The organism is Nocardia sp. NPDC019219 (assembly GCF_040632645.1).
GTDB lineage: Bacteria > Actinomycetota > Actinomycetes > Mycobacteriales > Mycobacteriaceae > Nocardia > Nocardia sputorum.
Window position 1 is genome coordinate 210,763 of sequence record NZ_JBEYCG010000009.1, and the last position, 14,207, is coordinate 224,969.

Annotated in this window: 11 protein-coding genes; 5 read left to right on the forward strand and 6 right to left on the reverse strand. The window is 68.5% G+C overall.

The window, feature by feature from the left end; genetic code table 11:
* Positions 1 to 590 precede the first annotated feature (590 nt).
* The gene (locus ABZ552_RS19010) at positions 591 to 4,502 is read left to right on the forward strand and encodes a Pls/PosA family non-ribosomal peptide synthetase (protein ID WP_281919168.1); all 3,912 of its coding nucleotides are present in this window, start codon (positions 591 to 593) and stop codon (positions 4,500 to 4,502) included.
* Positions 4,502 to 5,848 carry a M1 family metallopeptidase gene (locus ABZ552_RS19015; RefSeq protein ID WP_357438630.1) on the forward strand — a complete coding sequence of 449 codons (1,347 nt, stop codon included), beginning with the start codon at positions 4,502 to 4,504 and terminating at the stop codon, positions 5,846 to 5,848. Before ABZ552_RS19010 ends, ABZ552_RS19015 begins: the two co-directional genes overlap by 1 nt.
* On the opposite strand, the gene ABZ552_RS19020 is transcribed toward ABZ552_RS19015, so the two are convergent.
* Together ABZ552_RS19020 and ABZ552_RS19025 are read right to left on the reverse strand one after the other, a co-directional pair.
* The gene (locus ABZ552_RS19020; RefSeq protein WP_357438633.1) at positions 5,849 to 6,034 is read right to left on the reverse strand and encodes a hypothetical protein; all 186 of its coding nucleotides are present in this window, start codon (positions 6,032 to 6,034) and stop codon (positions 5,849 to 5,851) included.
* Between the two features lie 27 nt (positions 6,035 to 6,061).
* Positions 6,062 to 6,520, reverse strand: a complete 459-nt coding sequence (locus tag ABZ552_RS19025) for a DUF2752 domain-containing protein (protein ID WP_281876965.1) — start codon at positions 6,518 to 6,520, stop codon at positions 6,062 to 6,064.
* Positions 6,521 to 6,748: 228 nt separating this feature from the next.
* On the opposite strand from ABZ552_RS19025, the gene ABZ552_RS19030 reads away from it, so the two are divergent.
* The 3 genes from ABZ552_RS19030 to ABZ552_RS19040 all read left to right on the forward strand — a co-directional run bounded on the left by ABZ552_RS19030 (position 6,749) and on the right by ABZ552_RS19040 (position 9,070).
* Positions 6,749 to 7,801: an alpha/beta hydrolase gene (locus ABZ552_RS19030; protein WP_281919169.1), complete on the forward strand. Its 1,053-nt coding sequence runs from the start codon at positions 6,749 to 6,751 to the stop codon at positions 7,799 to 7,801.
* Between the two features lie 263 nt (positions 7,802 to 8,064).
* Entirely contained in the window at positions 8,065 to 8,520 is a 456-nt protein-coding gene (locus ABZ552_RS19035) for a hypothetical protein (RefSeq protein WP_357438636.1), read from the forward strand.
* Positions 8,521 to 8,647: 127 nt separating this feature from the next.
* Positions 8,648 to 9,070 (forward strand): PPOX class F420-dependent oxidoreductase, encoded by a 423-nt coding sequence (locus tag ABZ552_RS19040; RefSeq protein WP_281876962.1) that lies wholly within the window; start codon positions 8,648 to 8,650, stop codon positions 9,068 to 9,070.
* A gap of 55 nt (positions 9,071 to 9,125) precedes the next feature.
* On the opposite strand, the gene ABZ552_RS19045 is transcribed toward ABZ552_RS19040, so the two are convergent.
* The 4 genes from ABZ552_RS19045 to ABZ552_RS19060 form a co-directional block, all read right to left on the reverse strand.
* Positions 9,126 to 9,767: a hypothetical protein gene (locus ABZ552_RS19045; RefSeq protein WP_281919171.1), complete on the reverse strand. Its 642-nt coding sequence runs from the start codon at positions 9,765 to 9,767 to the stop codon at positions 9,126 to 9,128.
* Between the two features lie 101 nt (positions 9,768 to 9,868).
* A complete protein-coding gene (locus ABZ552_RS19050; RefSeq protein ID WP_357438641.1) occupies positions 9,869 to 11,416 on the reverse strand; it encodes an MFS transporter in 1,548 nt (515 codons plus the stop codon).
* 319 nt (positions 11,417 to 11,735) lie between these two features.
* A complete protein-coding gene (locus tag ABZ552_RS19055; protein ID WP_357438643.1) occupies positions 11,736 to 12,995 on the reverse strand; it encodes a SpoIIE family protein phosphatase in 1,260 nt (419 codons plus the stop codon).
* Positions 12,992 to 13,801 (reverse strand): alpha/beta hydrolase, encoded by an 810-nt coding sequence (locus ABZ552_RS19060; RefSeq protein WP_281919173.1) that lies wholly within the window; start codon positions 13,799 to 13,801, stop codon positions 12,992 to 12,994. Before ABZ552_RS19060 ends, ABZ552_RS19055 begins: the two co-directional genes overlap by 4 nt.
* Between the last annotated feature and the right edge of the window lie 406 nt (positions 13,802 to 14,207).

The following is a 14,207-nucleotide window of genomic DNA, read 5'->3' on the forward strand; positions in this document are numbered from 1 at the left end:
CACGAGCACCGCGTGGAGATAACCACTGCGCGCGAGCCATTACAAGCACCCCCACGATGACACGCGAGCCGCGGGACGCGGCGCGGCGCTCGGCCACCGGCACCCGTCCGGAGGCGCACCCGGCTCGGTTCGCTCGCCGGTTACCGCTGGGCCGAGGCGAGTGCGATACCGCGACGTGACTTCCCGCCGCCCTTCACCGAGCCTGCTTCGGCGGGCTGACCCGATCGGCGCACGCCTGGTCGGACTTCCTCCGCGACCGGTTGAACACGCCGCCGCGAGCCCGGCAACACGGCGGAGTTCGCGCCGCTTCGATGAGCGGAATCACACTTCAGCTCCAGCGATCTCCCGGCGAACGCGAGGACGATCCCTCGACCAGCGGGTTGCCCTGCGTGAGCGACGAATACCCGGCCCACCTGCAACAACGAGCACGGCACCGGTCGATCCGACGACCGGTCCGGTGAACAACAGACGACGACAACCCCGGGTACCGTGGACAACTGGCCATCGCGGCGTTTGCCCTTTGGTAACCCAGATATGGCACAACAACGCCGAAAGTGTGAGGCAAGTCGATGGGAGGTGCGCAGAGCACCATGCTCGAGACAGACGTCGACGCGCCCGCGCGCCCGTTGTCGCGCGGCGACCGCGCACCAGAACCGAGGACGCTCGTCGACATCCTGACCGCGACGGCGCTCGCCCATCCCGATGCCCCCGCCATCGACGACGGCGACGTGGTGCTGACCTATCTGGAGCTGGTCGTCGAGATCGAGAAGACCATGGCGCGTCTCGCCACGGCGGGCGTGCGACCGGGCGATCGGGTCGGCGTGCGCATGCCGTCGGGCACCCGCGGGCTCTACGTGACCATCCTCGCCGTCCTGTACTCCGGCGCCGCGTACGTGCCGGTCGACGCGGACGACCCGGACGAGCGCGCGCAGCTGGTCTTCGGCGAGGCGCAGGTCACCGCGATCGTGACTGTGGCGGGCATCGAGACCACGGCCGCGGGTATCCGCGCGGCCGAGCAGCAGCGCGAGCAGACCTGGTCGACGCTGCCCAGCCCCGGCGACGACGCCTGGATCATCTTCACCTCCGGTTCCACCGGCACGCCGAAAGGCGTTGCCGTCACCCATCGCAACGCGGCCGCCTTCGTCGACGCCGAAGCCGACCTGTTTCTCCGCGACGCTCCGATCGGTCCCGGTGACCGGGTGCTCGCGGGGCTGTCGGTCGCGTTCGACGCGTCCTGCGAGGAGATGTGGCTGGCCTGGCGCAACGGCGCCTGTCTGGTGCCTGCTCCGCGCGAGTTGGTGCGCACCGGCGCGGATCTCGGTCCCTGGCTGGTGCGGCGGGAGATCAGCGTGGTCTCGACCGTCCCGACCCTGGCGGCGACCTGGCCGGTCGAGGCCCTGGAGGCGGTGCGGCTGCTCATCTTCGGCGGCGAGGCCGTCCCGCCGGAACTCGCCGAGCGTCTGGCGGGCAACGGCGATTCGGCGCGCGAGGTGTGGAATACCTATGGCCCTACGGAAGCCACGGTCGTCGCCTGCGCCGCACGGTTGGACGGTCGATGGCCGATCCGGATCGGCCTGCCGCTCAACGGCTGGGACCTGGTGGTGGTGGACCAGGCGGGAAACCCGGTGGCGGAGGGCGAATCCGGGGAGTTGGTGATCGGCGGCGTCGGTCTCGCGCGCTATCTCGACCCGGTCAAGGACGCCGAGAAATACGCGCCACTGCCCTCCGTCGGCTGGGAGCGCGCGTACCGCAGCGGTGACCTGGTGCGCAACGACAGCGCCGGCCTGGTTTTCCTCGGCCGCGCCGACGATCAGATCAAGCTGGGTGGACGGCGCATCGAACTCGGTGAGATCGACAACGCTCTGCAGCATCTGCCCGGCGTCACGGGTGCGGCGGCAGCCATTCGAACCACCAAGGCGGGCAACAAACTACTGGTCGGCTATCTGACCGGGCCCGGCCCGGACTTCGATGCCAAGGCCGCGCGCGCCGTCCTCGCCGAGCGCCTTCCGGCGCCGCTGGTGCCCCGGCTCGCCGTGGTCGACGAGCTGCCCACCCGTACCTCCGGCAAGGTCGACCGGGACGCGCTGCCGTGGCCGCTGCCCAACGCCGCCGAGGACGACGACGACAACGAGCTGACCGGCACGGCCCTGTGGGTCGCCGGACTGTGGGACGCCATCCTCGGCGCGGAGGCGAGCGACCTCGACGCGGACTTCTTCGACCTGGGCGGCGGTTCGCTCGCGGCAGCGCAGCTGGTCACCGCTCTGCGCGAACGGTATCCGCAGATCGCCGTCGCCGACGTCTACGACCACCCTCGCCTCGGCGCGCTGGCCGACCTGCTGGAGCAGACCACGCCCGCCGTGGCGGTCGCCGAGCGGACGGTGCGGCCGACGCCGGTGCTCGCACAAGCCGCGCAGGTGCTCGCCACCATCCCGCTCACCACGCTCACCGGTCTGCAGTGGCTGACCTGGCTGGCGATCGTCGGCAACATCGCGGCCTGGTCCGGCTCGCTGCCGTGGCTGCCGCAACTGTCCTGGTGGTGGACGCTGGCCGCGTTCCTGCTGTTCATCTCACCGCCCGGCCGCATGGCGATCTGCGTGGCCGGCGCGCGGCTGCTGCTGCGCGGCATCCGGCCGGGCCGCTATCCGCGCGGCGGTTCGGCGCATCTACGGCTGTGGGCGGCCGTCCGTCTCTCCGAGGCCAGCGGCGCCGAGAACCTGTCCGGAGCGCCGTGGATGGTGCCGTTCGCCCGCGCGCTCGGCGCGAAGATCGGCAAGGGCGTCGACCTGCACAGCCTCCCGCCGGTGACGGGCATGCTCGAGCTCGGCGACGGATGCAGCGTGGAGCCGGAAGTGGACCTGTCCGGGTACTGGATCGACGGCGACGTCGTGCATCTGGGCCCGATCACCATCGGCCCGGGCGCGGTGGTCGGCTCGCGCTCGATCCTGTTGCCGGGCACGAAGATCGGCAGGAATGCCGAGGTGGCGCCCGGCTCGGCGGTGTCCGGCAAGGTGAAGGCCGAACAGGAATGGGCCGGTTCGCCCGCGGTGAAGGTCGGCAAAGCCCAGCACCGCTGGCCCGCGCACACGCCCGATCGAGCCCGGCACTGGGTCGCGATCTTCGGCGTCACGTCGATGGCGCTGGCCGCCATGCCGATTCTCGGCATCGGCGCCGGTGGCGCGTTCCTGGCCTGGTTCGTTCGCGACACCCGCACCCTCGCGGGCGGCGCCGCGCGCGCGTTCGCCGTCCTCCCCCTCGCCACGCTGCTCAGCCTGGGCGTCTACGCGGCGGCGACCATCGTCGCGGTCCGCCTGCTGAGCATCGGCCTGACGGAGGGCTACCATCCGGTGCGCAGCCGGGTCGGCTGGCAGGCATGGGCCACCGAGCGGCTGCTGGATTCCGCGCGCACCTTCCTGTTCCCGCTGTACGCCAGCCTGCTCACCCCGGTGTGGCTGCGCTTGCTCGGCGCGAAGGTGGGCAAGAGCGTCGAGGCGTCCACGGTGCTGCTGCTGCCAAAGTTCACCACGGTCGCCGACGGGGCCTTCCTGGCCGACGACACCATGATCGCCGGTTACGAACTCGGCGGGGGCTGGCTGCACATCGGTGCGGCGAAAGTCGGCAAGCGCGCTTTCCTCGGGAACTCCGGGATGACCGCCCCCGGCCGCCGGGTCCCGAAGAACGGGCTGGTCGCGGTGCTGTCGGCGGCGCCGTCCAAGGCCAAGCCCGGCTCGTCCTGGCTGGGCAGCCCGCCGGTCCGGCTGCGCCGGGCCGCGGAGAACGCCGATACGGCGCGCACCTTCGATCCACCTGCCCGCCTGCGCGTCGCTCGCGCCCTTGTCGAGACCTGCCGCTTGCTCCCGGTGCTGGTGACCTTCGCGATCGGACTCGGCGTGCTGTGCACCCTCGCGTGGCTCGCGCAAACCTTCGGCCACCTCGCCGCCGGGCTGCTCAGCGGAGTGGTGCTGCTGGCCGCAGGCGCCGTCGCGGGGGCGAGCGCCGTGACCGCCAAATGGTTGCTGGTCGGGCGGATACGCACCGGGGAGCATCCGCTGTGGAGCTCGTTCGTCTGGCGCAACGAGGTCTCCGACACCTTTGTGGAAACGGTTGCCGCGCCGTGGTTCGCGCGCGCGGCGACCGGGACGCCCGTACTGAACCTCTGGCTTCGCGGCCTCGGCGCCCGCATCGGGCGCGGGGTATGGTGCGAGTCCTACTGGCTACCGGAGGCGGATCTGGTGACTCTCGGCGACGGCGCGACCGTGGAACGCGGCTGTGTGGTGCAGACCCATCTGTTCCACGACCGGATCATGGCCATGGACACCGTCACCCTCGGCGCGGGCGCCACCCTCGGTCCGCACTGCGTGGCGTTGCCCGCCTCGGCGCTCGGCGACGGCGCGACCATCGGCCCGGCCTCCCTGGTCATGCGCGGTGACGCGGTGCCCGCCTCGACGCGCTGGTGGGGCAACCCGATCGCGCCCTGGTTCACCGGCGACCCCGGGGCGCGCTGATGACGGGCAAGTTCTACGAAGCCCCCATCGACGAGTACCTCCCGCAGAACGGCAACCGGGGGTACCGGGTCTCCCGATACGAGCTGGAACTTGCCTATCGGGTCTCCGCCAACCGGCTCACCGGCCGCGCCGCGATCACGGCGGTGACCACCGAGGCGCGTCCCCGGTTCGCCCTCGATCTCTCCCAGGCGCTGAGCGTCTCGAAGGTGTCGGTCAACGGCGCCAAGGCCGCGAAGTACACCCATCAGCACGGCAAACTGGTGATCACGCCGCAGCAGCGGATTCCGGCGGGCGGGGCGCTCTCGCTGGTGGTGCAGTACGGCGGCGCCCCGAAACCGGTGCGCGGGCCGTGGGGCGAGGTCGGGTGGGAAGAACTCACCGAAGGCGCGCTCGTGGCCAGTCAGCCCAACGGCGCGGCCTCCTGGTTTCCCTGCGACGACCACCCGAGTTCCAAAGCGAGCTACCGGATCTCGATCACCACCGATTCGCCGTATTACGCGGTGGCCAACGGAACCCTGCTGCGCAAGCAGAGCAAGTCCAGTCAGACGACCTGGGTGTACGAGCAGCCCGAACCGATGTCGAGCTACTTGGCCACCATCCAGATCGGTCACTACCGCAGGCACCGCATCGGTTCGTCGCATTCCGCGGTGCCGATGCACGCGATCCTGCCCTCGCGGCTGCGGGCGAACTTCGACCACGACTTCGCTCGTCAGCCGAGGATGCTCGAGGTATTCAGCGAGAGGTTCGGCCCGTACCCGTTCGCGGACTACACCGTGGTCGTCACCGACGACGAACTCGAGATCCCGATCGAGGCGCAGGGCCTGTCCATCTTCGGCGCCAACCACTGCGACGGCCGCCGCGGCGCCGAACGGCTGGTCGCGCACGAGCTGGCCCACCAGTGGTTCGGCAACAGCCTGACCATCCGCCAGTGGCGCGACATCTGGCTGCACGAGGGCTTCGCCTGCTACGCGGAATGGATCTGGTCGGAGGCCGCGGGCGGACCCACCGCCGATCAGCTGGCCCGCGCCGCGCGCCACAACCTTTCCCGCGAGCCCCAGGACATCGTCATCGGCGATCCCGGACCGCAGCGCATGTTCGACGATCGCGTCTACAAACGGGGTGCGCTCACGCTGCACGCCCTGCGCCTGGAACTGGGCGACTCGACGTTCTTCGACCTGCTGCGGGAATGGACCATTCGCTATCGCCACTCGTCGGTGACCACCGAGGAATTCACCGACCTGGCCGGACACTACAGCCTGGTGTCGCTGCGTCCGCTGTGGGACAGCTGGCTGCTCGCCGAGCGACTACCGCAGCTGCCGCCCTATGGCGGCGCGTCCACGGCCTGATCAGAACACCAGATAGCGCGCGGCGAGTTCCTCGACGAGCGGATCGTCCTCCGGCACGCTCGCCAGCGCGTCCAGATCGGTCGCAACGGCGATCTGGCGGGGATCGTCGTGCTCGGCGTCGCGCGGGTCCTCGATGAGCTGGCGCTGCAACTTCTGCCGCACCCTGGTCTTCAGCGATTCGTTCATACTTTCGGATGCCCCCACACCGGGTTGTTACACCGGTGTAAACGAGGTTCCCCACGGCGTATTCCGCACGACGGTGTAGATCGCGAGCAAGGCGAAGAAGGTCCACATGGTGGTCCGGCTGATCGACGGCAGCCGCATCTTCCGGCCGCGCCACGCCTGGACGGTCCAGTCCAGCACCCACACCGCGAAGGCGAGGACCAGCGGAAGCGCGAGCACATTGCTGTGCAGCGCATCGATGAGGTGCCCGTCGGTGAGGTTGTGGACGGCGCGCATCCCGCCGCAGCCGGGGCAGTACCAGCCGGTCAGCGCGTAGACCGGACAGGTGCCGTAGGAGCCTTCGACGTGCGGGTCGCGGACGTGCAGCAGTACGCCGACGCCCACGCCGAGACCTGCTACGAGCAGCGGAAGCGCCGCCCCACGCCAACCGCTCCTCGGCGGAGTTCCGGGGTCCGTCAGGGGGCCGGAGGCAGGATGCGCGATGTCCACGAAGCAACCGTAACCGGGCGGCGCGGACGGCCGCCACGGCAGCGCACCTACACGCGTGGTGTGCACCGAAACAAAGCGCCGACGACTTTTTCCGCCGGAATGATCTTTTGGGGTATCGAATCCGGGGGTACTCCCCGATATAGACCAGGAACACCGTCGTACGGCGCTAACACTAGCAAGCAGCGCTGCTTGCACTGTACGGTGACGGTGAACACAAAGGAGTGCTCGATGCTGGTGAAGTCGATGAGGACGCTGGCGGACGCCCATAACGGTGCGCTCACCGCCGATTACCGTGCCGGACTGCGGTCCCGCACCTTCCGGACGGCGTCGTTGAACGCGCCCACCGCCCGTCACGCGGTCATCCCGGTAACCACCAAGGACGGCGCTCGCCTGCGAGTACACGCCTACGGCCCGGCCAAGGGCGATGTCATCGTGCTGATCCACGGCTGGAGTTGCAGCATCGAGTACTGGAACCCGCAGATCAACGCGTTCGCCGACCGGTATCGCGTGGTCTGCTACGACCAGCGCGGCCACGGCGCCAGTGAACTCGGCAAGACCGCCCCCAGCAAAGAGTCGCTGGCCGACGATCTGTCGGCCGTGCTGAATGCCACGCTCCGCCCCGGCCAGCGAGCCGTTCTGGTCGGCCACAGCATGGGTGGCATCACCATTCAGGCGTGGGCCGCCCAGTATCCGGAGCAGGTCCGCAAGCAGGCCGCGGCCGCCGTTCTGCTGAACACCACGTCGGGCAACATCCGCTACGACACCGATCTGCTTCCGCTGCTGAACAAGCCATTGACACTGGCGGACCGCCCGATCACCGTGTTCGGAGCCGCCGTGCGTATGCCCATGATCGTCGCCGAGACGCTGCTCACCGCCCCGGTCCCCCTGCCGGGCGGCTGGCCCACCAGCGCGCTGCTCAAGGCCCGCGTGATGACGCCGCACGCGACCGCGGACCAGGTGGAGTTCGCACTGGGCATCGTGCGATCGTGCCGTCCGCTCACCCGCGGCAGGCACGCCGCCGCGCTCGCCGACATGGATCTCGCCGAGGCCGCCGCCTCCCTGACCGTGCCCACTACGGTGATCGCTGGAGCCCACGACCGCTTGCTGCCCGAGCGCATGTCGCGCCGCATCGCCGACGCGCTCGCCGAAGCGGGCCACCTGGCCGCGTACCACGTGTGGCCCACCGGCCACCTGGGCAATATCGAGGCTGCCGACCGCTTCAACGCGGAATTGGCCGCCATCGCCGAGAGCGCCCACCTGCGCGACGCGGCCGCGGGCTGACCGTTGCTCCTGGGGCGGTCGACGACGCCCGGCCCAGGAGCAGAATTCCGCGACGCCCGAGGCCGACTACGCCGCTACGTTTGCCGCCTCGATACTGCAACAAGATCGCAGTCTGAAGCGCCGGTCGCCCACCATGGAGTTCGGGCGTGTCCACGCCGAATTCGAGGCCCCCAGCGCGTTTTTCCCCTACTCCCGTTAACAATCGGCGAACTCATGTCGACACAGCAGTCAGACAGTTTCGGGTTCCGACGAAGGGAGCAGCGGTGGGTGTCTGGCGTGGTGTGGCTGTCCTTGTTCTGGCCTTCGGCGCACTCGGTGCGAGCACCTCGGCGGCCTCCGCGCTTCCGCTGGGCGTCCCCCCTGCGCGCACGCTCTGCGGGGGCGGCGGCGCGGGCATCGGCATGATCGCCGCCTACTACGACTCCAACCGCAACTACTCCGGCGTGCCCACCCTGTGGATCCACCCGGAGTTCGTCTACACACCCGACCGCCCCGGCGGCACCTGCGGCGTGACGGTGACGGTTTCCTGGCGTAACTCCGACACCGGCGCGCTGGGCACCCTGCCCCCGATCCGGCTCGACGACAACACACCGGCCCAGGAGAACGTGGCCGGTTCGTGGGTGCCGGTGAGCATTCCGTCCGGTCTCGGCCGAGTGGAAGTCCTCATCGCGACCGACGCTCCCCATGTCCCGGGAAAGGGAGTCTTCGTAGTCACGTAGCCGGATCGGAGCTCCCTCGCACAGGGCTTCGCCGGATCGATGTGCTCGACATCCGCGAAGCACCGACACGGCAACCAGGCCCGCCGGGGCCGGGAATGAATACACCGGACGCACGGTAGAACCAGACATGAAACTCGACGACGACGCGCGTTCACTCATCGGGTCCGGCGCCGACGCGACGCTGGTCACGCTCAACCCGGACGGCAGCCCGCAGGTCTCGGTGGTCTGGGTGGCCCTGCAATCGACACCGGACGGCGACGAACTCGTCACCGCCCACCTGGGCGTCTATCAGAAGATCCGCAACGTCCGCCGCGACCCGCGCGTGGCGGTGACCATCCTCTCTTCCGAACGGGGCGAGGTCATGCGCCCCTACCTTTCGATCACCGGCACCGCCCGCGTCGTCGAGGGCGGTGCACCGGAATTGCTCAGGCAACTCGCCAAGACTCTGGCCGCCCCGGGCGTCGAGTTCCCTCCGGCGGACGCCCCGCCCGGTTACCTCACGCGTATCCGGATCGACAAGGTCGGCGGCATCGGCCCCTGGGCCTCCTAGCCGCTTCCGTCTCTCGCGGTCGAAGCCGTGGCCGCGCTTCGCCGTAGTGACAGGCTCAGCCGGAGTTCCGGCGGGCCTTCTCCCGCCGAACCCATTGGGCGATGGCCGCCACGGCCGAGAACATCGCCGTCGCCCCGGCCACCAGCGCGGTGCCCGTGAGTTTCGCGGTGGAGAACTCGACCGTTCGCCGCCCCGGCAGCGGGTATTGGCCGTTGCCCGAGGCCCATCGGATCACGAAGCCGACCTGGGTGCCGAGGTCGGTGGGCGGGCCGGACCCGATCATCGAGCGCAGCTCCGGCCCCTTTCCGTTGAGGTAGATCAGGGTGAACGCGATGAACAGCGCCATCGCCACCGCGGCCCCGGTCGTCAAGCGGGCCAGCGCTTCGGTGCGGGCCCACAGATTGATCAGCGCGGCGAGGACGGTGAGGAAGATCGCGATGGTGGCGAGGAGCGCCCACTTGCCGCTGAGGTTGGAGTGAGCCGGGGGGTTCTTCGACCACAGACCCACAAGGGTGGTGGTGATGTGGGTTTGGCCGAAGGCGTTGCTCCAGATCGTGCCGTCTGGTCCCCCGGTGGTCAGCCAGGGCTTGAACAACAGGGTGAACGTGATGGCGGCTCCGACGGCCGCGAGCATGAACCCCCAGTTGTCCTGGAGCAAAGTCCCGACCGGTTGCATCCGCCCCCGCAGTTTCGCCACGTCGACTCGCGGTTTCCGGAGGCGGCCCGCCCAGCGGCGGGGAGAGCTTGCCCGGGAGTGCGGATTTTTGCCCCCTTGCCAAGGAGTCGGCTGCACCATCGCTAGTCCGCCTTCAATGCATCGATATCGGACGCGCCGTCAGGTAGCGGCTCGCTGATCACTGCGGCGGATGTCGGGACCGCCAAGGCTTGGTCCTCGGCGGCGGCTGGTTCCGCGGTCGTATCCGCCGGCTTCGCGGCGGACAGCGGATCCGCGATGTCCTCGAGCGATTGGCCTTCGGCGTTCACGCCGAAGAACCAGGCGACCAGGCCGCCGATGATCATGAACCCGGCGCCGATGAGGTACCCCACCGTGAGCGGGAACCGGTCGGGGTTCGGGTTGTCGGCGCCGCCCACCAAGTGCCCGAACAGGAACGGCGCGACCACCCCGCCGGCGCCCTGCGCGATGGCGAAGAAGAACGAGATGGCCTGCCCGCGCAGTTCCAGCGGGAAGATCTCGCTGACCGTGAGATAGGCCGACGACGCTCCCGCCGAAGCGAAGAAGAAGATGACACACCAGAAAAGGGTCTGCGTGGTGGCGTTGAGGATGCCCGCGTTGAATGCCCAAGCGGAAAGGAATAGCAGCGAACCGGACCCGAGATACGTTGCGCAGATCATCTTCCGGCGGCCGATGCTGTCGAAAAGCGGGCCGAGCACCAGGGGACCGATCAGATTGCCGACGGCGAAGGGGAAGAAGTAGTAACCCGTATGGTGGGCCGGCACGTCGTAGAAGTTGATCAACACCAACCCGACGGTGAAGAAGATCGCGTTGTACAGGAACGCCTGCGTGGCCATCATCGTGAACCCGAGGAAGGAACGGGACGGATACCGTCCGAAGAAGATACGCCCCATCTGCACGTAGGACAGCCGATCCGTGTCCACGATGTCCAAGGCTTTGCTCTCGTCGACCGGAGGCAGTTCGATTCCCCGGCTTCGGACCTGCGCTTCGATCTCGTCGACGGTCCGCTCGGCCTCCTCGGCGCGCCCGTGGGTGAGCAGCCAGCGCGGGCTCTCCGGGATGTGCCTGCGCAGGAAGATGATGATGAACCCGAGGACGGGTCCGATGAAGAACCCGATTCGCCATCCCCAGCCGGTGGGGATCAACTGTTCGTTGAACAGCACCAGACTGGCGGCCGCGCCCAGAGCGGCGCCGCCCCAGTACGTTCCGTTGATGGCGATGTCGACCCGGCCCCGGTACTTGGACGGCATGATCTCGTCGATCGCGGAGTTGATCGCCGTGTACTCGCCACCGATTCCGGTGCCCGCGATGAAGCGGAAGAAGTACAGCGACCACGCGTTCCAGGAGAATCCGGCCAAGCCGCTGCCGATCAGATAGATCGCCAGGGTCAGGATGAACAGTTTCTTGCGACCGAGCCGGTCGGTGAGCCGGCCGAAGACGAGCGCGCCGACGACCTGACCGGCCAGATACCACGACGCCATCGCGCCGACCTGCCCGGACGTCAGATGCAGCGTTCCGGCGTCTTGCAGCGGTCCGCCCATGCTGCTGACGATCTGGATCTCGATGCCGTCCAGGATCCAGGAGACGCCCAGCCCGACGACGATGAGCCAGTGGAACTTGGTCCACGGAAGCCGGTCCATTCTGGCGGGCACCAAACTTCGGACTACCTTGGTTCGCGTTTCCAGCACTTGATGATCACCTTGATTCGGAAAAGCCGGTTCGCGCGCAGGCCCGCTCTGCACTGGCTTCGCTCCTCACCGCCCTGAGCGGACCTGGTAACGCCCGGTTACATGGAATATTGCGTCGTTGTGAATTGTGCCACCATCCAGCGGTACATTAAACCCCGTCACACCGCCTCTTCGTAATGGCCGAGGCGCCTATGTCGTTACCACGCAACCGGATTGCCGGTATCAACCCAGGTCGGAGCCGTCGACGGCGCTGCCCGCCCGCGTCCGCTGAGCCGTCCGCGCCTCAGGGCGCCGTGCCCGGCAAGGGGGGTAGCGCGTGCACGGCGAGCAGAGCGGTGTCGTCCTCCACGCCGGACCCGAAGGACGCGAGCAGTTCGCGCAGGGCTTCGATACCGCCAGAGGCCGTGACGGGCGCCAGCGCGCATGCGAATTCGAGGAGGGCTCGGTCGCTGTAGCGACCGCCGTTCGGCGTTGTGCGCGCTTCGGTGAGTCCGTCGGTGTAGAGCAGCAGCGTGTCCCCCACCTCCAGCCGAAAGCTCCTGGTCACGATCCGGGCGTGGGGAATCGCCCCGATGAGCTGTCCGCCGCGGGTGTGCATCTCCGCCACGCTGCCGTCGGCACGCAAGAGCAGCGCCGGCGGGTGCCCGCCGCCCGCCAAGGTGACGTCGCAGCCCCCACGCTGGGGAGTGGGTCTGATCATCCCGAAGATGATCGTGCAGAACCGTGGGTTGTGGCCGTGGTACCGCTCGGTGAGTGTGGTGTTCAGCGTGTCGAGCACGGCGGCCGGGTCGTGGGTGTAGGCGGTGGCCGTGCGCAGTGTGTAGCGGGCCAGCGACGTGAGTGAGGCTGCGGGAGCGCCTTTTCCGCAGACGTCGCCGAGGAACAATCCCCACGTGTCGCCGGTGATGGGGAACAGATCGTAGAAGTCGCCGCCGACCTCGTCGGCGGAGGCGATGTGGTAGTACGCGGCGACCTCGAGTCCGGGCACCTGGGGGAGTTCGGGTGGCAGCAGGGTGGTCTGCAGAGTGGCGTTCAGACGCTGGAGGCGTTCGCGCTCCTGCTCGGCTTCGCGCCGGGCCCGCAGCAGTTCGGTCTCGTAGTCGCGGCGCTCGCGAGCATCGAAGACTGTGGTGCGAATCAGCAGCGGCTGACCCTGGCTGCCGGTCTTGACTTGCGAAGTCACCAGAACGGGTAGTCGGCGGCCGTCGGCGGTCTTCATCTCCAGTGCGATGCCGTGGATTTCGCCCTGCATGCGCAGCAGCGGGGCGAAGTGGGTTTCGTGGTAGAGGCGACCGCCCACGGTGAGCAGGTCGGAGAAGTACGCACGGGCGACCAGTTCGTCGCGCTGGCGGCCCAGCCAGCGCAGCAGCGTGGCGTTCACTTTGGCGATGCGACCGTCCAGCGAAGTGGAGAGATATCCGCAGGGCGCGTTCTCGTACAGATCCTCGGCGCTGTCCTCGAGCAACGCGGCGAACGCCGCGTCGTCATCGGTCCCCGCGCCGAGCGCACTGCCGCCGTCTCGGTCGCCCGCCGCGCTCGTCATCCGGTTGCTGCGGCGAAGGAGGCGATGGCGGCGGCGGTCTCCGCCGGAGCGCTGAGCTGGGGGCAGTGGCCGGTCGCGGTCAGCATGATCAGGCTGCTGCCCCGGATTCGTTCATGGACGAATGTTCCCACCTCACGCGGGGCGATGGCGTCGTCGGAGCATTGCAGAATCAGCGTGGGGACGCTCACCGCGTCGAGATCGGCCCGGTTGTCGGAGAGAAACGTGACGCGGGCGAAGACTCGCGCTATCTCCGGGTCGGTGCGGCAGAAACTGTTGGTGAGCTCCTCGGCCAGCTCCGGCCGATCCGGGTTGCCCATGATGACCGGCGCCATCGCACCCGACCATCCCAGGTAGTTCGCGTCCAGCGCCTCCAGCAGTTCCTCGATGTCGGCGGTACTGAAGCCGCCGCGATATCCGGTGGCCGGATCGTCGATGAAGCAGGGCGAGGGAGCCACCAGCACCAGCCCGGCGAATGCCGCGGGCTCGCGAGCGGCGGCGAGCACTCCCATCGTCGCGCTCACCGAGTGCCCGACGAAGATCACCGGGCCGAGCTCCAATTCGCGGACAAGGGCCAGAATGTCCTCGACATAGCCGTCCATGCTCGAGTACCGCCGTGGATTCCACGCCGACAGGTCCGAGCGGCCCGCGCCCACGTGGTCGAACAGGACGACGGTGAAATCCCGCTCCAACACCGGTACGACCAGCCGCCACATGTGCTGGTCGCATCCGAAGCCGTGGGCGAGGACGACCACCGGCGCGCCGGTCTTGCCGCGCACGGTCACATGGTTCCTGCTCAGTACCTCCACACAGACACCTTCGCAGAAAATTCGCGGGAACGCCCGTCACGGGCATTCCGCCTGGCAGCGGAGATCCGTGCTACCCGTCCTGCGGCGTGGTGAACGAATTGGGACCGGCGGGCGGAGTCACGATGGATCGAAGCGCGGGGACCCCCTGGACGCGATTCGATATCGGCTTCCTGCGCCGAAAACCGAGAAGTGATCCATTTCGATGCCCGAGAACAGATCGGAAAACATTCGGGCCCGATATCGCATCCAGCTCGCGAGCGGTATGCCGCAGTCGTTGAGAATTGTACCGAAATTCCGCCCGACCGGACAAGGCCACTCGTTCACCGGCATTATTCCCCCGGGATCGGCGTCGCGCACTTAGCTTCTTCCAGATTATCTGCGCAGGTGGAGCTGGGTTTTTCACACG